Below are 21,947 nucleotides of genomic sequence, written 5' to 3' on the forward strand. Positions count from 1 at the left end.
GATTGTTAATGATTACTACTTTGATAACGGGGACTACGAACGAATATTGGGTGAAAGAGCTGCAGTCGCCTTTATCGGCATTGGATATATATACGGATTTCCCGAAACATCTTACACCCAGAGTATTACAGAAGGCAAGGTTTGTACTAGAAGTTAATCCAGACCATACTAACCCTATGGATATGAATAGTTGGATGCTAAGTTGCTATTATGCATTTCTGTATAGAATGACTGGTGAGAGGGACTTGATTGTTGGTGTCAACGATCATAGCGGAAATATATTACCTTTGCGGATGGTGTGGGAAGGAGATATTTCGTTTCAACAACTATTCGATGTTATATCGGAGAAATTAAGCAGCATATATGCTGCTAGTCTACCAATATCAGAGATAGAATTAATGACGGGCCAGTCTTCCCTTATTAAGACGATTTATGGCGAAGACCATACGGTGGAAGATAGCATTCTAAATTGGTCAGTCCGTAAGGATGAAGATATATGGGCTGTACATATCTCATATCATATGAACTTATTCAAGGAGAGTACCATTCATGGATTTGTTCAGTACTATCAGTATCTTGTAAATGCTGGATTGGCCGATACTGCCACATTGATAGGAAACGTACCCATTCTAACCAAGGAAGATATGAACGCATATGCTGAATTGAATAACACATCCAAGGATTGGCCACTTACTTTGACGATTCCAGCAATGCTGGAATCCGTAGTAAGTCGCTTTCCCGATAAGATAGCCCTTTCCTCTGATATGGGTAGCTTAACTTATAGCCAAATGGATGGTTTATCGAATCAAGTGGCTCAGATGCTGGTGCATAAAGGACTTTCCAAAGGGGAATTTGTTTCTATCTTTATGGAGAGAGGTCTTGAAGCGATTATAAGTATGTTGGGTGTATTAAAGGCGGGGGGAGCCTATATTCCACTCGATCCGGAGCATCCCGATGACCGAAATCTTTACATCATTATGGATACCCAATCTCACATTATTATTACAAAAGATCAACATACAGCTAAGGTAGCAGAACTGTTAAGTGGGAATGAATCAGAAGTTGCAGTATTTAGTTTGGATAAGCAACTCGATCAGTATTCGAAGGATCCTGTTGATGTAATCAGTCATCCCGATGACATGGCGTATGTCATCTATACATCTGGGTCGACTGGTAAACCCAAAGGTGCGATGATCGCACATGCAGGCGTTGTAAATCTTGCCTTGGGAACCAAGGAAGATCTTCAATTTAATGAAGAAGATGTTATGTTACAGTATTCTACTTTTAGTTTCGATGCATCCGTGTATGACATGTACAGTTCAATATGTAGTGGCGCAAGACTACATATCTTAAATAATGAACAACGATTCTCAATAGAGTCGTTCACAGCCGCAATTGAAGAAGTCAAGGCGACACGACTATGCCTCTTGCCGACGGTATTCTTTAATCAGTTATCAGCTCATCTTAGTGATGAAGATGCACTGAAGTATCATGTGATCAAGAGTCTTGTCGTTGGAGGCGAGTCTTTATCCGGGGAATCCGTCCGAGTATTACAGAGGAAGTTCGGCCATGCCGTTAGAATAATAAATGTATATGGTCCAACAGAAGTAACAGCCTTAACGACGGGCCATGTAATTGATTATGTTGTCCCAGATGATATCTCGAGCATTCCTATTGGAGTACCCCTCACCAATTATGAGGTTCTGATCGTGAACGAGAATAATCAACCTTGTCCGTTACATGTTATGGGTGAATTGCTCATCAGCTCTGTGGGTATAGCCAAAGGTTATTTGAATCTAGAGGAAAAGACGAATGAAGTATTCATTCCTGACCCAGTGGATCCGAACTCTGGCAAACGATATTATCGATCTGGAGATATGGTGATGTTGCAGAAGAACGGAATTCAGTACGTGAGTAGAAAGGATCTACAGGTTAAGATCAGAGGATATCGGATTGAGATCGGGGAGATTGAAGAAAACTTAGTTAAATACGAGAAGATCAAAGAAATAGCGATCATTGCTAAGGCAGAAGCGGATGGAACGAAGTTCCTTGTCGCCTTCTATACTTCAAAGAACGGAGAAGATATCTCCAGAAATGAGCTTGTCCAATATTTAAGCAAAAAAGTACCATCCTATATGATTCCAAGTCACTTCTGTTTTTTGGAAGAGATGCCTTTATCGCCCACGGCCAAAATAGACCGCAAACAACTTGCACTTTACGAAGTAGAAGTAACCGTAGCGGACAATTCCAATTATGAAGCTCCCCGTAATGAATTGGAGCAGGAAATAGCCGAAGCTTGGGAGACAGTGATGAACCGTACTCACATAGGCATTCACGACGATTTCTTTGAGGTCGGTGGGCATTCGCTGAAGATATTGGAAGTTCTAGTTATTCTGAAGCCTAAGTTTCCGAGATTAAAAATCAATGATTTCTTTGCCTTCTCCACGATCTCCAAATTAGCGGAAAGGGTTGTAGAGCTAAAGGATACGTTGGTGATGAATAACAATAGGGCAGTTAGTTCACAGATTCAGGATTTAGCAGAATTTCCGAGCTCATTTGGAATACAATCTCCTGCAAATGTTAAGGAATACAGTAACAGACATATACTCTTAACTGGAGCGACGGGATATCTAGGCTCACACTTGCTATATGAGATCATCCAACGATCTGAGGCAACCGTGTATTGTTTGGTACGTTCATCGGGGAGTGAAGATCCCTATCTGCGTCTCATAGAAATTATGAAGGATTATTTCGGAGATGATATTGTAGGGAAGCTTGAGGGGAGGGTCGTTGCTGTTCAGGGGGATTTGGAGCAGGATAATCTAGGTATGATAGATACAGTAGCAGCGTTATTGAACGACAAGCTAGATTCTATTATTCATTGTGCGGCCGAGGTGAAGCATTTTGGAGACCCTGAGTATTTTGCTAGAGTCAATGTGGACAGTACGAACCGTTTGCTCTCATTCGCTAGGGGGAAAGAACATGTTCGCTTTCATTTCGTATCCACCTTGGGAATTCCAGAGGATTTGGCACTCAGTGGGCAATGGAATAAGTTCATCGATGGTAATACCTACGATTATTCTGTAAGCATTGAGAATGTCTACACGAACAGTAAGCTAGAAGCCGAGAAGTTAGTTGTTAGAACTTGCGAGGAAGAAGGCGTAGCGGCAACGGTATATCGTGTCGGGAACTTGTCCTGTCATTCTGAGACAGGTGTATTTCAGAATAATATAGATAATAATGCATTCTATAGAATGCTTAAAGCGATGTTACTCTTGAAGAAAGCGCCGCAAGTCAGCTGGCAGGTTGATATGACACCGATTAATTACGCGGGACAAGCGATTACTGCGTTAGCTCTAAGTAACGACACGGTTGGACGAGTATTTCATATTTGTAATCCGGTACAGATTCCCTATGAAGATATGATCGAGGCGTTCCGTGAGTACGGATATGATATAACTCTCCTAGACTGGGAACAGTATGAATCATGGATACTTGATAGCAGTCAACCGAAAGAGAGAGTCGGATTAGAGTTAGCTATGGCTCAGCTCGAAGGAGATGGCGCCAAGAATTCCATCTATAGATTTGCTTGCCCGCAAACTACGGAATATCTACAGAAATTGCAAGTAGAGTGCCAGGAACCAGATGATGTATATTTCCAACAACTTATCGAACACGCTATCGCGGTCAACTATTTCGATAAACCATGATGAGCTGATATAAGGCTTGATGAACGCAGTAAGAAGGGCTTCCGAAATATTAGGAAGCCCTTTTCTATGGGTATTTCCAACTTAAACTATAAATGTCCTGATTATTCTCGATGGGACTCTCTAGGTAACGTTTACTTCATATCGGTGGCGCAAAGCTTGGGCCAATTCGTTAATCTCACCTACCTTTGGTAAGTATAGATCTTTAGCTACATTGGACACACTCTGTGCGGTCTGTCCATCACGGATGACATATTTCACAGCTTCGGCGAATGTTCTAGCTGCCCCAGATCCAATCGAAGTTAGTTCCTCAAGACTCGCTGTACTATCATCTGTTACTAACGGATAATGGTCGGTTGGTGATTCCCCCGCGGCTCGATCATAGAATCCTCTTACGAGCTTGACTCGTTCCTGACCTGAGCCCTCAGCAATAACAAATGCCTGAATGATATAAGCATGAGCTTGCCTCCGTTGAGCAATACCGCAGAATTTGCGTCCACCAATACTTAGATCGTAATTACCTGGGCAATAGGCACCTTGTATTTCTCCCTTATCTACACGCAGACCTGTATTTGATAAGGCATCTTGGATAAGGTTATACATGAATTCAAAACCAAGATTGAAGTTGTTATGTCCATGATCTTGAGGCAATATCAGAGAAATGTTAACGACGCCAAGATCGAGCGGTACAGCGGCACCACCGGAATTTCTAATGGCAACCTGATAATTCTGAGAAGATATCCATTGGCGTCCATTCTCGGCATCGTCTAGACGACTGTCCCTCATCCCGATAATAAAAGACCTTGGCTGGCGCCATAGATGACAGATCGCAGGACCACCTTTCCCTGTATGTCTGCAGAGAAGTTCATCTAATGCAAATGGATAAAGTGGATCGCTCTCTGTTAATTCATTCATTCGGTCTAGTATGATCAGACGATCTAGAATGGGATAATTGATTTCACTCACAGTGATGATCTCCTTTTTAAGCTATAATGAAGTTGTTTGATTCTATCAGATGATCTTTATTTTATCATGAAGAAAGGCATCTGCCTTCAATTATATAGATAACAGAAGGATATGGTATGATGCGAAGATGGTATTGTCAGGGAATATGAGCTATAGATGCGAGATAGGTAGGTGTACATGTTGATAGCTGCAATAGATATTATGTCTATGTTGACAGAGGAGAATATAAAGGAGTCACTGGAGAGGTTCCGTGAATTTGGTCCAATACCGGGCATTCTTTTGACGTTTATGAAATCATTTATACCTCCATTACCTACATTGATCATCGTGGGTGTAAATGCTGCAATGTATGGCTTGTGGCTTGGATTTCTATATTCATGGATAGGGTTAGTGAGTGGTTGCTTGGTGACTTTCCTAGTCGTACGAAGGGTCTCGACACTTCCTTATTTCCAAAAGTGGTCACAGAAACCTAAAGTGGCTAAGAGTATGATCTGGATTCAGCGTAATGCCTTTAGTTATGTATTCTTATTAGGGATATTCCCAGTGGGGCCATTTGTAGTTGTTAATATAGTAGCAGGTATAGCGCGTATGCGCATATGGTCTTATCTGATAGCCGTTACTTTGGGTAAAGGTATTATGGTATTCTATGTTTCCTATATTGGACATGACTTGCAGAGTTTTGTTGAGCATCCTATTCAACTGGTGTATGTTCTGTTATTTATCGCTGCATCGCTAGTCATTATTAGGAAGATCGAAGGTTATTTCACAAGAACTTCAGTAGAGCTAAAGTGAGCAATAACGATATGTACCGTCTGTAATATTGGTCATACGAATACTAATGAGAGATAGGATGAACTATAGATGACAAAAGTCGGATTGGTCATGAGAAAGATACAATTTGCAGAGTCTCAAGGTCCTCGTGTGTTTGCAGATCGCTTGCAGCAAATTGGCAAGGAATTGGGTGTGGATATTGTATTTATATCCCCCGAGCGTCATGTTAGTGCTCACGACTGGATTCCGGGATATGAGCATGAGAAGGGTGATTTGGTCAATTATGATATTGTGCTCGATCAGATCCATGCACAACAAATTGATCATGTGATTTATACCGTCTCGGGATTTACATATTTGAAGATGTTCATTAAGAACAGCGTACTGTTTCCACATAGTTTCCCAGACCCGGCACTGACAGGTTATGAGATGATGAAGCCTTTTTATCAAATGGTAGATAAAGCTATCGTTCAGACCGAATTCTTGAAGCAAGAATTTGCCCGTCATTATGGGGTAACAGATGTGGATGTGATCCCGATTGGATTCAGCGAGAGCTTAGCTGAGCAGCACTTTGACCCATCACAAATCATCGATAATCGTATCTTATGGATTGGTAGGGATGAAGAGAATAGACGACCTGATCTAGTTCTGGAATATGCACGACAGAACCCAGACAAGGAGGTTATTATGGTGTTCGGTGGTGAACGTTATAAGGAAAGTATGAAGAAATATAACATTCCTTCTAACGTGAAGTTACAGTTCGCATTATCGCAAGCGGAAATATTTACCCTGATGAATTCATCGAAAGTATACTGGAGCTGCTCCAAGTTCGACACCTTTGCTATGCCTCTTACCGAAGCTTTGGCAATGGGGAAGATTATTGTTAAGCCTGAACACCCTTGCTATGGCCATATCAGCTCGACGCATGCCTTCTCCGGTAACGATAAGAACTGGTTCGAGCTAGTTAATATGGCTGCGGCTTCACCACAGAAGTTCTCGTTCGACAATCGAGCTTATGGCTTTGAGAAATTCTCCAGCCGAGTGATGAAAGAGGGATATCGGAACTTCTTCGATACATGGCTAAGTCAATAAGTTAATAAGCTAATAAATCATTAAGGGATTAGGGGATGGATCCCTTAATCCCTTTGCTTCTTATTGTCCCGGTATTGACCGGGAGTCATGTCTTCTTGCTTGCGGAAGGAACGGATGAAGTTCTGAGAATTGTTGTATCTTAACTTTGCGGCAATATCCTTAATAGGCATATCCGTCGTTGCCAACCATTTCTTCGCCATATTGAACCGATACATGGTGAGATATTCGCTGAATGAATAGTTGGTTTCTTTACGGAATACGCTGCTCAAGTAATTAGCATTATAATGTAGCCTTGAAGCACACTCTTCTAACGTTAGATCCGTATCATAATGATGCTGAACCAGATCGATAATTTTCTCAGATATGTTATGGTATTGTTCATCTTGTCGATCCATGAAGATTTTAATGATGGGATGAATAACCATGGTCCAGAACCAATCCTCAATCTCAGCTACGATATGAAGGTCAATCAATTCCTCAAATAATGAGCCATTGGCATGATAAATCTGATTTAGACTAATGCCTGATTCTTGCATCACAATCAGTAGATTGTTCAACAGGCGTGTTAGTGGAACTTGATATTCTTGTGGTGAAAGCTCCAAAGAGAAGATGTTTTTAAAAATAAGATGGAGAAGTTCCTTCGCTTTATCTGTCTCCGCCAGTTTGATCGCATCAATTAAGTCGTTCTCAGTATGTACAGGGTAAGTTAAATTCAAATAGTGGTTACCAGAGTTAACGTTCTCATATTGAATGATGATTCCTTTACCGAGTTTAATTCGATGCTTCAATGCTTCTAATCCTTCTTTGTAGGCAATGGCTATTCTATGGAATGAATGGAAGGGAAGACTTAATCCAATGCTCACCCTTAGATCTAGATAGCTATTGACCTCTTGTTGAAGACGTTCAGTCAATGCATAGAGAAAGTGATGGAAGGCCTCTGGATCATCCATAGTGCTCCCAATCAATGTGACGACCGTGTGATCCATAATGACAGGTGCGAGCCGCTGTGAGGTGGGAATCACTTCCTCGATCATGTTATGTGCGGCGAAGAGCAATAAATTTAGATCTCGTTTCTCATAACGGGAATCTTCACCGTAATCGATGGAAAGCGTCACAACAGCCATAGTCTTCCAATCTAGAAGCTGAGTATGGTAACCGAATTGCTCCAGCTCCTCTAATAACTCTCGTTGTTTAATATTTCCCTGGAATGCTCTGATTAAGAAAAAAGTACGGACATGCTGAATATGCTGTTGAACCTCTTTCTCTAATTGAGATTTAGACTGGAATAAGTGGTGGATCTGTTCACCAATCACTTGGAATTCATTCGTGTGTTTTGCTCGAACATCCGTTACACGTTGTCCCATTTGGTTAAGTAATCGTTCGATCGGCGAATACATGCGCCGAGAACCGAGCCAAGCCAGTAGAATAGAAAGAACTAACATGAGAGCACATATATATAAAGTTAGTGTACCAATCGTATTCGATTGTCTCGTCATACTCTCGATGGAAGTAACTGATAAATAAACCCATCCATTAAGTTCTGAATGAAGATATGAGATAGAATGGGCTTTATTATGAATTTTTGCAGTCAATTGCCCAGAAGGTTTCGTCTCGTCCGTCAATAAGGTGAGATTCTCGATTCCACTTTTGCTTAAGGATTGCCCAATCAAGGAACGGTCGGGATGAAGTAGGATGATATTATGCTCATTCGCAATAATAATGCTATCTGATTGACTTGTATCCGAAGTGATGAAATCTTGTAAATCGCAGGCAGGGATATTCGCGATCGCAAGCCCATATTTCTCAAGATCGGCTGTCGGCAATTTTTTAATAAGACTGATGCTATAGTTGCAATCTGTTACACGGGTATTCTCTTCGCTATAGAACCAGATCGATGGATTGATTATCCATGATGTGCTATTGGGGCTACCCATCAATCCAGTCAAGTTATCAACATATTTATACTCATTGAATCGGTATAGACCTGAATTTTTGATCATCCAATTTTGGCGTTTATTGATCAAGATGACATCCTCTAATTTCGTATCAAAGGATTGCATGTTGCGCATCTCATTCCTTAAATCATTATATAATGTGAAATCGTTTACATTTAGTTGTTTAGTTAGAGCATTTTTCAACATAGATGAGTTAACGACTTGATTCAAAGTATGGTTGACAGTCGTTAATTTATGCTCTACATTGGAATTAATTTGAGAGATAAGTTCCATTTTCCCTTTGTTTACATTTTTCTGTATTTCACTGGAGGAGGTGAAATAGGAGAATGAGCCGATAAATATGACAGGAAGAGTGCTCAATACAAAGGTGAACATTGTTAGTTTTCGCAAAAAGCTTAATGACTTCACACGATTCAACACCCATCATGAGGAAATAGATACATCTTAATTTTATAGAGTAGGCAGTGTTAGGACAATAATCATCTACCATGAAGATAATCATTATCTTAGAATTAGAGTTACTTTAGCTTATTATGACGAGATAATTTAGTTTCATCAAGGGAGGATAAGAATGGTTAATACATATCGGAGTAGAAGTACCGCCATTTCGTATCTAATATTTATGATTCTTTCGATTTTTCTAATTAGCGCATGTTCGAATGAAGGAGGGGGAGCCCGGACATCGGCTAAGAATGATGAGCGTCCGAGCATTTCTATTATGGCGCCACTTCATTTTCCCCATCCACCGACAGATGAGATTATTCAAGAGATTGAGAAGCTAACAGACACAAAGCTCGATATCGGTTGGGTACCAGAGGGCATATATACAGATAAAATGAATACCGCATTAACGACGAACTCCCTAAAAAAGGCCACTTTTGTGAAATTTACAGATTACACCCTAGTGAAGAATGAGATCAGATCTGAAGCCTTTTGGGAAATTGGTCCGTATTTGAAAGACTTTCCTAACCTAAAAGAGCTGAACTCAGTTTTTCTGGAGCAGGCTGCAGTAGATAACAAAATTTATGGATTATACACGGAACGTCCGTCATCAAGGCAAGGAATTATCATTAGAGAGGATTGGTTGGATAACCTTCACCTCAATAAGCCCCAGACGTTAGATGAGCTATATGAGGTTATGAAACAATTCACGTTTAATGATCCAGATCAGAATGGAAGTAATGATACGATTGGCTTGGTTGATCGCAATGATCTAGTATATGGTGTGTTCAAGACACTTAGTTCCTATTTCGGAACACCAAACAATTGGAAAATAGATAATAATCAATTTATTCCTGAATTTGAAACAGTAGAATATATGAATACAATGAATTTTATGAAGAAATTATACGATGAAAAAATTCTGAATCAGGATTTCGTCTTTACGAGCAAGGAAGTTCAGCGGGATCTACTTATTCGAGGGAAAGCGGGCGTATATATTGGAAGTATGACCGATGTTCAAAGACTATCCAATGAGGTCAAGGCTATAAACCCAGAGGCTAGATTAGGTTTGATTAATCGGATTGAAGGACCAAGTGGATATAAAGTATGGTCTATTCCCAATTATAATGGACTGTATGTCTTTTCTAAAAAGGCGATAAAAACGGAAGTTGAATTGAGAACAATTCTTGGATTTTTCGATCGAACGATGGATAGTGATGTTGTTAATCTGATGATGTATGGTTTCGAGGGGAAACACTATAGTATGAAGGATGACTTAGTTATTCTCCCAGAGGAAACTTCGCAGCTGAGAGTGAAGGAAGTTAATCCTTTGTATACGATGATCATTGCCGGGCTTAGTAATCCTAACATTATGGAGGTCGGTGAGAAAGAATTGATGACAGCTCTTGCAGATGAGTTGAGTGAAGATAATGAACACTTTTTAGTTAATGACCCAACGCTTCAGTTGAGCTCCCAAACGTATGATGAGAGAAATATTGAGCTGACTACGATCATTACGGATGCTACGTATAATTATATCCTTGGCAATTTAACAGTGGATGGATTCCAACAAGAGGTTGAGAGATGGAAGCGTAATGGTGGGAACCTTATAATGCAACAATATTATGAGGATAAAGAACGAACGGAAGCGTTGAAATAGTGATGAACAATGCTTCGCGCATGAAGGCAGTGAAGGTGCGGCTAGAGTAGATGTAAAAGTACACTTAAAAATGGCGATAACGCTGAAAAGTGGAATTTCCAGTAATTTAGATGCAGTTTTGCAATTAAAGTTGGCTAAAGAGGAAAAGGGCTGAATTTAGATGTACATATGCAACTATATACCTAGCGAAGATAGGTATATATAACTGAGGTGGGATGAATGATTATCATGATAATCATTTGAACAGATGAGTGTGGGAATGCCTATTTATGACCCTTTATGAGTAAATGATTGTTTTCGTAATCAGATAAGACCTGTAGTGTGGGACTTGTAAACATTACAAGTTAAATGGAGGTCAAGAGGGTATGAAGAAAAAATCATTTTCCATGTTGCTTACTGCGCTGTTCATGTTCAGTGCCGTATTATCTGCTTGTTCAGGTGGAAACAACGGTGGAACAAATGCTCCAACTGCATCTAACAATGAGGGGACCACCACAGCGGTGGTAGAGAAAGAGCCAGAACCAGAGAAACCGACAGAGATTAAGATCATGCTCCCATTGAACACCTCAGAGGCACCACCAGACACGATAAAGAATGAACTTGAGAAATTAACGAACACGAAACTGACATATCAATTCTTCCCAGCAGACACGTATGAAGAGAAATTGAACTCGTCATTTGCCACCGGATCCTTACCACAAGTAACCTATCTGAAGAATCAGACGACATTCATTCAGATGAAAGAAGCAATCAAAGACGGACAATTCTGGGAAATAGGTCCTTATTTAAGCGAATTCCCGAACTTGAACAAATTAAAACCTGAAATACTTAATAACACCAAGGTGGATGATAAGTTATACACACTGTATATCGGTAGACCGCTTGCGCGTCAAGGAATTATCTATCGTAAAGACTGGGCAGATAAACTTGGACTCAGTGCACCGGCCAATGTAGATGAGTTGTTCGAAATGGCGAAGGCGTTCACAGAGCAAGATCCAGATGGTAATGGTCAGAAGGATACGACGGGTATTGTTGATCGGAATGAATTGATCTATGGTGCTTTCAAAACAGTATCAGCATGGTTCGGAACACCAAACACATGGGGTGAGATAGACGGTCAACTAGCACCGGAATTTACGTTCTCTCAGTATATCGACACGATGGACTTCTTCAAGAAGATACGTGAATCCGGTTACATGAATCAGGATTTCGCGGCGACTAGTAAAACAGATGCTGTGAATATGTTCAAAAGTGGTAAAGCGGGTCTCTATATCGGAGGATCCATGCAAGATATTGATTCACTTAACAAGGATTTAGTTAAGAACTTCCCAGATGCTGTTCTGGATACGCATAGTATGGTTGCAGGTCCGGACGGAAACTTTGCTCAATGGATGATTCCAGGTTATAACAACGTGGTCTTGTTTCCGAAAGATGCAGTGAAGGATGAGGCAGAGCTCAAAAAGATACTAGCGTTCTTTGACAAAATGATGACTCCTGAAGTTTCTAATATGATGTTCTGGGGAATTGAAGGCGTACACTATACTGTTGAGGATGGTAAAGCTAAACCAGCAGATGATAAAGAACTGATCGAACGTGAAGTGAAAGGCTTCAAAGATAGCGTCATCGGTGAATCAGAAACAAATGGTATGTATGAAAGCTTGAACCTTCTTCCGGGTAGAATTCATGCAGAAGAATTAGTACTTGCGAATGTTAAGGTGGGTGTGCCAGATCCAACAGCTGCTCTAGATTCAGCTACCTTTACGGAAAAAGGAGTTGAACTTCAGCAGATTATTACGGATGCAACATACAAGTATATGTATGGACAGCTTGACAAGGCTGGTTTTGAAAAAGAGGTTGAGAGCTGGAAGAGCCGTGGCGGGGCACAAATTATTGAAGAGTATAACGCTGTATATAAGAAATAGTAATCTAGCTTGAATGGATGACTGTAAGGTAGAACAGAAGAGGCTGTTGATGGATTTCAACAGCCTCGTTCATTATTGAAAAGTCAACATTTGGACTACCACTAATAGATAAATCATGATTGGATTATGATGGAGAAAGGAAGAGTATCATGCAGGAAGTGGCCGTTCAACCTAGCAATGCTACTGAACCGCAACGTGTGAGTGGTAAGAGCAGTAGTGAGCTCAAAAAGCGTCTGTGGAGAAATAAATGGCTCTATGTCATGGTTACACCAGGAATACTGTATTTTATTATCTTTAAATATTTTCCGATGTACGGATTAATTATTTCATTTCAGGATTACAAACCCTATAAAGGAATTATGGGTAGTGATTGGGTGGGGATGAAGCATTTCAATCGGTTATTTACAGAGCCAGATTTCTTTAATATTTTGATGAATACCCTTATTTTATTCGGATTGAACATTCTTATATATTTTCCGATACCTATTATACTTGCTCTCATGTTGAATGAACTTAGAGGTACCTTTTTCAAAAGATTCTTTCAGACACTCGTCTATTTGCCCCATTTCATGTCATGGGTTATCGTCGTCTCGATCTCGTTCGTTATGGTAACGATGGATGGAGGAATTATCAACGAACTACTTGTTTTTTTTGGATTTGAAAAGGTAAACTTTCTACTTAATCCAGGCTGGTTCAGGCCAATGTATATCATTCAGGTGATCTGGAGAGAAGCAGGTTGGGGGACGATCATTTATCTAGCCTCTATTGCGGCAATAGACCCTGGGCTCTATGAAGCAGCGCGTATGGATGGTGCCGGTCGGATGAGACAAATTTGGCATATTACGCTACCTTCCATTAGAGGTGTCATTATCACATTGTTTATTTTGAAAATTGGTTCCGTACTCGATCTTGGATTTGAACATGTGTATCTACTGCTTAATTCCATGAACCGAGAAGTTGCTGAAATTATAGATACGTATGTATATACCGCTGGTTTGAGACAAGGCCAGTTCAGTTATAGTACTGCTATCGGATTTTTCAAATCGATTATTGGGTTGATTATGGTCATGTCGGTCAATAAAATATCCAAAAAAATGGGAGAAGAAGGCGTCTATTGATATGTCGTGGGAGGAATTGAAATGGTAGAAGATAGATCATTCAGCGGCAAACTCTTTGCTGCGATAAACTTTACGTTGCTAGCCATTATTGCTTTAGTTACGGTGCTTCCATTCATGCACGTTGTAGCAGGCTCCTTCACAACAAGTGCGGAGATGGCGGCCAATAAATTTGTTCTCATTCCAAAAGTATGGAGTCTAGAAGCTTACAAGTTTATTTTCTCTACGAATACGATCTTTAAAGCGATGGGAGTTTCAATTGGGGTTACGGCCATAGGTACACTGTTTAGTATGTTTGTGACTGCTCTTATGGCTTATGGTCTTTCCAGAAGGGATTTGGATGGGCGTACAGTCATTAACTTCCTGGTTGTGTTCACGATGCTGTTCCATGGTGGGATGATCCCAACATTTCTAGTCGTGAAGGAATTGGGGCTCATCGATTCCTATGCAGCACTTATTCTACCGTCAGCGATCAGTGCATTTAATATGATTATTCTCAAAAACTTTTTTCGTAATATTCCTGAGGGGTTAGAGGAATCAGCTAAAATTGATGGGTGTAGCGACTTCGGCATATTTTTCAGAATAGTATTACCTTTATCTTTGCCAGCGATTGCAACCATCTCTTTGTTCTATGCTGTAACCTATTGGAATACGTACATGACGGCGATTCTATATTTGGATGATAGTGCTAAATGGCCTATACAGGTACTATTAAGACAAATTGTTGTTCTTGCTAGCGGTATGGATTATAGCTCGACATTGGACGCATCAGTTCCACCACCAGATCAAACGATTAAAATGGCTGTTATTGTTGTAGCAACGCTACCTATTCTGATGGTGTATCCGTTCTTGCAGAAGCACTTTGCTAAAGGAGCTATGTTGGGATCGATGAAAGGCTAAGAAAGAGAGCTAAGATAGGGATATATCCATTAGAGAGGAAGTTTGAAATGACTAGTAGTATACCGAGAACGCCGATTGAATGGGCGAAGAAGGCTTGCGATTCTTTAATGAATACTTACGAAGCTAGGGAGCTTCCTCCTACGCATCGATGGCATTACCATCAAGGGGTATTTCTATGTGGAATGGAACTCTTGTGGGAATCCGTTCAAGAAGATCGCTATATTGATTATATTCAACAATACGTGGACGATCTCGTGGATGAATACGGAAACTTATATTTCGCTCGAGACGAGCTCGATGCTGTTCAGGCAGGGCTTCTGCTCTTTCAACTTCATGAGCGGACAGGTAACCCCAAATATCGCATTGCGGCTACGAAGCTGAGAAGCTTGTTGAATACCCTTAACTTAACGGCGGAGGGTGGCTTCTGGCACAAGGATAAGTATCCTAACCAAATGTGGTTGGATGGGCTTTATATGGCTGGGGTATTCTCTTTGAAGTATGCGAATGTATATGGAGAAGTGGGCCTGCGCGAGACCGTATTGCATCAGGAGCGGTTGATGCGTAAACATATGAAGGATGACGCAACAGGCTTGCTGTATCATGCATGGGATGAAAGTCGTCGTATGCCTTGGGCTAACCCCGAAACAGGTTGCTCCCCTGAATTCTGGGGTAGATCATTGGGGTGGTATGGTCTCGCATTATCACAATTTCTAGATCATTTGCCTGAGAGTGATCCGGGATACACAGAGCTATCATTGGAATTGGGGGAATTCGTAGAAGCGATAGTTCGTTATCAAGATCAGGACAGTGGATTGTGGTATCAAGTTGTTGATAAAGGTCATCTTGCTGATAATTGGCTAGAGACCTCCGGTAGTTGCCTATTCGTATACACGATTGCTAAGGCTGTGAAGCATGGCATTGTAGGTAAGGAATACTTGGAAGCAGCTAAGAAAGGTTATGAAGGATTAATTCAAGTATTGGAGTGGGACGAGAATGGCGGAATCATTCTGCCCGATATTTGTATTGGTACTTCGGCAGGAGATTATGAGAACTATGTGACTCGTCCTACAAGTAAGAATGATCTACATGGTGTGGGCGCGTTCGTTATGGCGTGCGTAGAGATGCAATCCTTGATCGTAAGTGATACGGTTTAGCTTTAGTACTGGAAGGCTGACCTTTTGAACTCGCACACATAAGAAACGGTAGTGCTGTCCCGGGAAGAGGATGGCGCTGCCGTTTATTTTTTGCTTTCTAAAAAGTATAAGTTATTGGAAGACTTCCTGGATGGCTGAAGGTAATGGAGGTAGTGAAGGTGAGAACAGAATAGATGCATGTAGTACATTTAAATAGCTGAAAAAGTAGGAAAGGAGAGAATTAGCTGTAAAAATACAGTTAATAATGGCGATAACGCTGAAAAGTAGAGTTTCCAGTCATTTAGATGTACTCCGTGCAACTAAAGTTAGCTTCAGAGGGATTTAGTTGAATTTAGATGTACTTATTGCAGCTAGAAGTGAATGGTGGGGCGGCAGTGGATTATAGGTATGTTGTCGCTGTTGTAGTTATTGTTGCTTATACCTGCTATTCTGCTGTCGTCAACGATATATATAGCTGTCTAAAGTTTAAAGAATAATATATCATGTTTTTAGAGATGATGGAGGGTCAAGACCATCAGAAATTAACTAAAGGATGATAGATATGACAGTGAAGAGTTTTCTGAGTCTAGTCGAAATTAGGACGAAGCTCGCAAGTATGATCCCTTTTTTCCTAGGGAGTGTCTATGTAGTGTTCCGATTCGAAGAATTTCAAATAGCGAATTTCATATTAATGTTCGTATCATTGCTCACATTCGATATGTTTACAACAGCGATGAATAATTATTATGATTTTAAAAAAGCACAAAAAAAAGAAGGCTACGGTTACCAAGAGCATAATGCGATTGTGAAGTTTGGGTTGAAAGAGTTAACAGTAGTAGCAATGATTATTACCCTCTTTATAACGGCTGTGGGTACGGGGATGTGGTTAGTGTTTAATACGGGGGTCGTTGTTTTCCTTGTAGGAGGCTTGTCATTCTGCGTGGGGATATTATATTCGTTCGGCCCGATTCCTATTTCTAGAATGCCACTAGGAGAGTTATTCTCTGGATTGTTTATGGGATTTGTTATTATTTTTGTGTCCATATTTATTCATGTGGGAGATCAGTTGATATTGTTGACTTTCGACCAACAATTTATGGACGTTCATATTAATATACTAGAATTGTTATTGATTTTCCTTATTTCAATACCAGCTATCCTGGGCATCTCCAATATTATGCTAGCTAACAACATATGTGACATGGATGAGGATGTTGAGAATAAAAGATACACCCTTCCGGTGTACATCGGCAAAGACTATGCTTTAATTCTGTTTCGTTGGATCTACTATGCTTCCTTCTTAGATCTGATCGTGTTGCTCTTCTTGAAGGTGAATCCAGTTATCGTTCTCCTTATTCTCCTCACATTGATACCTGTAAAGAAGAACATAGCCACATTTATGAAGAAACAAACGAAACAGCATACTTTCGGATTGGCTGTTCAGAATTTTCTTATTACGAATATGGCGCGTATTCTTGTCTTCAGTGTGGCAGTTGTGATGGCGCTGTAACCCGTTCTTTTCATAATAAATAGGAAGTATATCATTCTGTAGAAATATGAGGTCACTAGTATTACTTGATACTCTAATTCTTATATTTCGGCTATGCCGTCCTTAAAAAGGACGGCATAGCCGTTTCTGCTTGGTGATAGGGAGCAATAGCAACTTAGATATTTCCGCGGGTAAATGCCTTGTCAGCAGGAACATATTCATAGCCTAAATCCCGAGCGACAGCTTGATGAGTGATGCAGCCATTAATGACATTAGCACCACTTGCAATGGAAGAATGATGAATGCAGAGTTCCCGAATATCTTGATTTGCAAGTAGCAATGCGAACGGCATCGTGGCATTTGTTAGCGCAATCGTGGATGTTTGAGGTACAGCACCGGGCATGTTAGCAACAGCATAATGAATCACACCATGTTTGACATAGGTTGGATTGTCATGAGTGGTTATATGATCAATCGTCTCCACAATTCCACCTTGATCAATGGCAACATCTACAATAACGGATCCTGTAGCCATCGATTTCACCATTTGTTCAGTCACTAACTTAGGTGCCTTCGCACCAGGAATAAGAACGGCCCCAATGAGTAGATCCGCATCTGCTACAGACTTAGCAATGTTAGATGAGTTGGATACTAATGTCGTAATTTGGTTTCCAAATATGTCATCCAACTGCCGTAATCTCCCTACACTTAGGTCCAGTAGGGTCACATCTGCACCTAGTCCAATAGCAATCTTGGCTGCATTCGTTCCGACGATACCTCCACCAATAATCATTACTTTTCCCCGTCTGACCCCAGGAACACCAGATAATAGAATACCTTTACCTCCCCGATGTCTTTCCAGAAGTTGTGCACCAATCTGAATAGCCATGCGTCCAGCTACTTCACTCATAGGAGTTAGTAAGGGAAGACTACCATCTGCAGTAACAGTCTCATAGGCGATAGCAGTTGCCCCGGAGCTTATCAAAGCTTGGGCAAGTGCAGGCTCATTAGCTAGGTGAAGATATGTGAAAAGAAGAAGGTCCTTGCGGAGATAGCCGTACTCATCTGAGACAGGCTCTTTAACTTTCATAATTAGATCAGATTGATCCCACAGATCTTTAGCTTCTTCTACGATGATAGCGCCAGCAGCGGCGTATTCATGATCAGGGAAGCCACTCTCCACGCCAGCAGATCGCTCTACATATACGGTATGTCCATGCTGCAGGAATTCTGTTACGCCTGCGGGTGTAAGGGCTACTCGATTTTCATTTTTCTTAATTTCTTTGGGGATTCCAATTCTCACAACAGATCACCTCTTAGGTTTTATCATTATAGTGTACAAGGAAATGAAAGTTTAATCACCCCTAGAAATGATAGAAACGATTGATGAAAATTTTTAATTGACCAGCTATCAATATATTCGTATAATTGTAATTATATAGTAGATGATACTAAAATAGTGTCGGCGGTTAGAATGATCCTTTTTGTGATAGGGGTGATGGAATGAGTTCTGCAACTACGATTCGAGCGGAGATTATTAATTATCTGGAAGGTAATGGACATACATATAGTAGTTTTGGGCAGAGTTCAGGGATCAATAAGGGTGTGATTAGCGCCATTCTTAATAATAATCCGCCTAAGCCTATTTCCGTGCGGCAGATCGATTTAATTACAAAAGGGCTTGGTTATGCTGAAGGAGAGCTATATGACTTGTATGTGGAAGAATGCTTCTTCAATGAGAAGCCGAATGGTAGAAGGATTAGTGCATTTCTCATTCGCTGTGCAGAGCTAGGTAAAGAGGACTGCATTGCGGAGGTATTATCTAGGTTGATGGAGAACCTGATCTATGTAACGTTGATATTCTCCATAGCTGAGAAATTATATATGAGTGGGATGGAGAAGGAATCCATTATATTCTACCAATGCGTAGCTGAGCATGAGAAGTATCAGCATTCTGAGAGATTAGCGATTAGCCAGTATCGCATATTTAGAGCTTCACTCGGGCTTGATTCGGAACATAATATGGAGGCCACGCTTCAGTTTGTTTCATATCGCAAGAGACTACCGGAGAATTATCACTTGGATGCATTGTATCAGCTAATGAACATCTACTACACGATGGGAAAGTATGAGAGAGTAGAGCAGTATGCAGATGAATTGATTATTCTCTCTAACATTGTATTAGAAAACGAGAAGCATAGAAGGTTAGGTAGGAGATCTTATGAGCCGTTAGTGACCGAGAAGCCATTATTCGTCTATTACGCTTATGGTTATTTAATGAAGGGATCAGCGTTAGAATCACTAGAACGCTACGAAGAAGCGATGAAGTATGTTGCTGTATATGCGGATTTAAGCTGGATAGAAGGACTAGATCAAGAAGGTCTCTTAATAGTAGAGCAATACCGTATGTGGGCAATAGCTAACACGTATTCATTAGAGATTCTTATGGGAAATGTGGATATTCTTCCTGGTTACACCCAGATTCTGAAAGATAATCCGAAGGAGATACTTACCGGTCTTCTAACCATTATGAGATCGGCGAACCGACATGGCTTTTCCGTAGATGACATTCTAGAGTTGTTTAGTGATGTTTTTCAAGAATACCAGAAAGATCCCTTCTCCAATATTAATAATGGATACTCGGATGTCATTAACAGGGTAAGTTTTGCGAATCTATGTTTTGAGATTGCCAAATACCAATTTAGTAATAAGAGATACAGAGAAGGAATGCGAAATACTTTACAAAGTCTAACAATTAATGCTAAAATAAATAAAAAAGGCGAAATTATAGATTCTATGTCATTATTTGAGCGGTATAGAAGTTTCGCTTCTGTAGAAGAACTAGGAGAGTATGATCAGATTATAAAAGGAGGATACAATTATGAAGGAAATAGTAGCTTCGTTAATTCTAGTTATTAGCTTAAGCAGCTTCATTCTGATTGGACAACCTATTGATTCTAATATTGTGAAACCATTAGCACATGGTATTGGCTCTTAATAATCGATACTATTTACAATTTAGTGATTTCTTAAATCCCTTTGGGAAGTCTTCCAAAGGGATTTTTTGATGCGCCAGCATGAATATTTTATATGACCTGTTTAACTTACATCAATAAGGGTAAATAGAAATAATAGTAATAACAATAAATCAATAATTTGGTAACCTATAGTAATCTATTAGAAAGATAGGAGGGGAGTATAATGGACATAAGAACCGTTTATAGATTAATAGAATGTAGGCGGACAGAATTAAATACATTAGCTAATGTCTACGGCATTGGAGATCAGCGAGTACTTGAGAAGTCGGTCCGACTTGATCGTATTCTGAATGTATACATTCGGAAGAAGGGATCCCAAGAGAGGATAAGACAGCAGTTTAATATAATGCAGAATAGAAAGATAGACACAAGCACTGGGCATGCACAAGAAGGGATCTGTCATTAATCTCGATTTGGTCATTGTATAACGGCATCGTCTCCATATACTCACAGAAACGAAACCGTCTTTGGCATGTCTATTTGGTCTTACTATGCTGTTTGTTAGGTAATTTATTACTAGGGGCTCCTTTTCCCTGATGCTCCTTATTGCGCTCATCCTTGGCTTGCGTATCATGTAACTTCTTCACAAACTCATGCGTGTTATCCATCTGCTCCACCCTCCTTAGTTGTACTCCGCGTAGTATTTCCTAGAACAGCCTATTTTATGATGATTGAGTGATTACAGCTAGTAGTATTTTCGGATCAAAGGACACTACGCATGTACAGGATCACTGTACTCCAATAACCGGAGTCGACGTTACTTATTTGTACACCCGGCTCTCCCCAAGTATGAATGAACTTTCCATCTCCAATATAGATTCCTACATGGCCAGGAATGGCGTTGCTCTCGAATCGGTCGGGAACGGTGAAGAATATTAAATCCCCCGCCTTCAGGTTATTTCGGCTGACGTTAACCCCTTCTTTACCTTGAGTTCTGGCAAGTCTAGGCAAATCGATACTAAATTTTTTGAATACGTGTTGGGTATAGGAGGAGCAATCAAAGGTCTTCGATTGTGCATATGGCTCAGCTCCAAATTCATAAGGGACACCTAAGAACTTTTTGGCAAAAGATATCAATTCGTTCGTATTGATGGATGTGCTGGCCATCCGTATAGATTTCTCTTGGATTTGACCCGTTGGGGGTGCCTGAGTATCATGGAGCGGTGAGATCTCCACCCTATGTTGTAGTTGATTCCAATTCACTGGCGTGAGGAGTAAACGTGAGACGGAATCAAGAGTCATATAGGGCTGTCCCTTCCAACGAATGGGAGCTTCTTGTAACAGCGTGGAAGATCCCAAGGAAAGAGCTTGCTTCTGTCCCGGATAAACCTCATACATAGGATCGGTGTAGCCTATTTGAACCAAATTCTCAGAATCCTTCATACGAAGTCCGAGTGACTGCACAACGGACTGTAATGGCACCCAGGTCGTTCCTAAAGTATCAATGTATAGATCCTGATCTGTGAAATGAGTGGGTTTATCCGCAACTTGGGTATGATCTTTCTTCGGATTATTACAGGAGATACATGTGCTTAAGGTGATACAGGTTATTAATAGCATAAGTAGGTGACGGATTACTTTAGTTTGTTGCATCATCGAGGTACACTCCAATACGAATATAGTTTAGTTGAGATCGCTTTATGTATAATGTGTAATGTAGATTCATTTTATGAGGCTCAAATATAATATCATTTTCTGTTTGACAATCCCCAGTAAAGCAGTATAATTAAAAATAACATTATCAATGATAATGAATAT

Annotated in this window: 17 protein-coding genes; 12 read left to right on the forward strand and 5 right to left on the reverse strand. The window is 40.4% G+C overall.

The genetic code is table 11. The annotated features are described in order from the left end of the window. Positions 1-8: 8 nt before the first annotated feature. Positions 9-3,710 carry a non-ribosomal peptide synthetase family protein gene (locus AC1TO8_RS12355; protein WP_482055912.1) on the forward strand — a complete coding sequence of 1,234 codons (3,702 nt, stop codon included), beginning with the start codon at positions 9-11 and terminating at the stop codon, positions 3,708-3,710. 120 nt (positions 3,711-3,830) lie between these two features. Here AC1TO8_RS12355 and AC1TO8_RS12360 read toward each other — a convergent pair whose 3' ends face one another. After that, positions 3,831-4,673: a lipoate--protein ligase family protein gene (locus tag AC1TO8_RS12360; RefSeq protein WP_482055913.1), complete on the reverse strand. Its 843-nt coding sequence runs from the start codon at positions 4,671-4,673 to the stop codon at positions 3,831-3,833. 177 nt (positions 4,674-4,850) lie between these two features. Here AC1TO8_RS12360 and AC1TO8_RS12365 point away from each other — a divergent pair, with 177 nt between their 5' ends. Next, complete coding sequence (locus tag AC1TO8_RS12365; protein WP_482055914.1) at positions 4,851-5,465, forward strand: TVP38/TMEM64 family protein; 615 nt, start codon at positions 4,851-4,853, stop codon at positions 5,463-5,465. 69 nt (positions 5,466-5,534) lie between these two features. Next, positions 5,535-6,536, forward strand: a complete 1,002-nt coding sequence (locus tag AC1TO8_RS12370) for a glycosyltransferase (protein WP_482055915.1) — start codon at positions 5,535-5,537, stop codon at positions 6,534-6,536. Positions 6,537-6,580: 44 nt separating this feature from the next. On the opposite strand, the gene AC1TO8_RS12375 is transcribed toward AC1TO8_RS12370, so the two are convergent. Beyond that, positions 6,581-8,899, reverse strand: coding sequence for a helix-turn-helix domain-containing protein (locus AC1TO8_RS12375; protein ID WP_482055916.1), 2,319 nt, complete (start codon positions 8,897-8,899; stop codon positions 6,581-6,583). Positions 8,900-9,062: 163 nt separating this feature from the next. Here AC1TO8_RS12375 and AC1TO8_RS12380 point away from each other — a divergent pair, with 163 nt between their 5' ends. The 7 genes from AC1TO8_RS12380 (at position 9,063) to AC1TO8_RS12410 (ending at position 17,172) form a co-directional block, all read left to right on the forward strand. Next, positions 9,063-10,592: an extracellular solute-binding protein gene (locus AC1TO8_RS12380; RefSeq protein WP_482055917.1), complete on the forward strand. Its 1,530-nt coding sequence runs from the start codon at positions 9,063-9,065 to the stop codon at positions 10,590-10,592. Between the two features lie 365 nt (positions 10,593-10,957). Then, positions 10,958-12,514, forward strand: a complete 1,557-nt coding sequence (locus tag AC1TO8_RS12385; protein ID WP_482055918.1) for an extracellular solute-binding protein — start codon at positions 10,958-10,960, stop codon at positions 12,512-12,514. Positions 12,515-12,663: 149 nt separating this feature from the next. Beyond that, positions 12,664-13,632, forward strand: coding sequence for an ABC transporter permease (locus tag AC1TO8_RS12390; RefSeq protein ID WP_482055919.1), 969 nt, complete (start codon positions 12,664-12,666; stop codon positions 13,630-13,632). Positions 13,633-13,653: 21 nt separating this feature from the next. Beyond that, on the forward strand, positions 13,654-14,529 hold the full coding sequence (locus AC1TO8_RS12395) for a carbohydrate ABC transporter permease (RefSeq protein ID WP_482055920.1): 876 nt from the start codon (positions 13,654-13,656) through the stop codon (positions 14,527-14,529). A gap of 47 nt (positions 14,530-14,576) precedes the next feature. After that, positions 14,577-15,683 carry a glycoside hydrolase family 88/105 protein gene (locus AC1TO8_RS12400; RefSeq protein WP_482055921.1) on the forward strand — a complete coding sequence of 369 codons (1,107 nt, stop codon included), beginning with the start codon at positions 14,577-14,579 and terminating at the stop codon, positions 15,681-15,683. Positions 15,684-16,018: 335 nt separating this feature from the next. Continuing rightward, positions 16,019-16,159: a hypothetical protein gene (locus AC1TO8_RS12405; protein WP_482055922.1), complete on the forward strand. Its 141-nt coding sequence runs from the start codon at positions 16,019-16,021 to the stop codon at positions 16,157-16,159. 65 nt (positions 16,160-16,224) lie between these two features. Beyond that, positions 16,225-17,172: a 1,4-dihydroxy-2-naphthoate polyprenyltransferase gene (locus tag AC1TO8_RS12410; protein ID WP_482055923.1), complete on the forward strand. Its 948-nt coding sequence runs from the start codon at positions 16,225-16,227 to the stop codon at positions 17,170-17,172. A gap of 154 nt (positions 17,173-17,326) precedes the next feature. Here AC1TO8_RS12410 and ald read toward each other — a convergent pair whose 3' ends face one another. After that, a complete protein-coding gene (gene ald / locus AC1TO8_RS12415; RefSeq protein ID WP_482055924.1) occupies positions 17,327-18,454 on the reverse strand; it encodes an alanine dehydrogenase in 1,128 nt (375 codons plus the stop codon). Positions 18,455-18,654: 200 nt separating this feature from the next. Between ald and AC1TO8_RS12420 the strand changes: the two genes are divergently transcribed. Both AC1TO8_RS12420 and AC1TO8_RS12425 read left to right on the forward strand, forming a co-directional pair. Further along, the gene (locus AC1TO8_RS12420; protein ID WP_482055925.1) at positions 18,655-20,070 is read left to right on the forward strand and encodes a DNA-binding protein; all 1,416 of its coding nucleotides are present in this window, start codon (positions 18,655-18,657) and stop codon (positions 20,068-20,070) included. Positions 20,071-20,352: 282 nt separating this feature from the next. Continuing rightward, on the forward strand, positions 20,353-20,595 hold the full coding sequence (locus tag AC1TO8_RS12425) for a Spo0E family sporulation regulatory protein-aspartic acid phosphatase (RefSeq protein ID WP_482055926.1): 243 nt from the start codon (positions 20,353-20,355) through the stop codon (positions 20,593-20,595). 70 nt (positions 20,596-20,665) lie between these two features. On the opposite strand, the gene AC1TO8_RS12430 is transcribed toward AC1TO8_RS12425, so the two are convergent. Together AC1TO8_RS12430 and AC1TO8_RS12435 are read right to left on the reverse strand one after the other, a co-directional pair. Beyond that, positions 20,666-20,797, reverse strand: coding sequence for a DUF4023 domain-containing protein (locus AC1TO8_RS12430; protein ID WP_482055927.1), 132 nt, complete (start codon positions 20,795-20,797; stop codon positions 20,666-20,668). 94 nt (positions 20,798-20,891) lie between these two features. After that, positions 20,892-21,785: a C40 family peptidase gene (locus AC1TO8_RS12435; RefSeq protein ID WP_482055928.1), complete on the reverse strand. Its 894-nt coding sequence runs from the start codon at positions 21,783-21,785 to the stop codon at positions 20,892-20,894. Positions 21,786-21,947 lie beyond the last annotated feature (162 nt).

The sequence above is a fragment of the Paenibacillus sp. Y859 genome, from assembly GCF_056786405.1.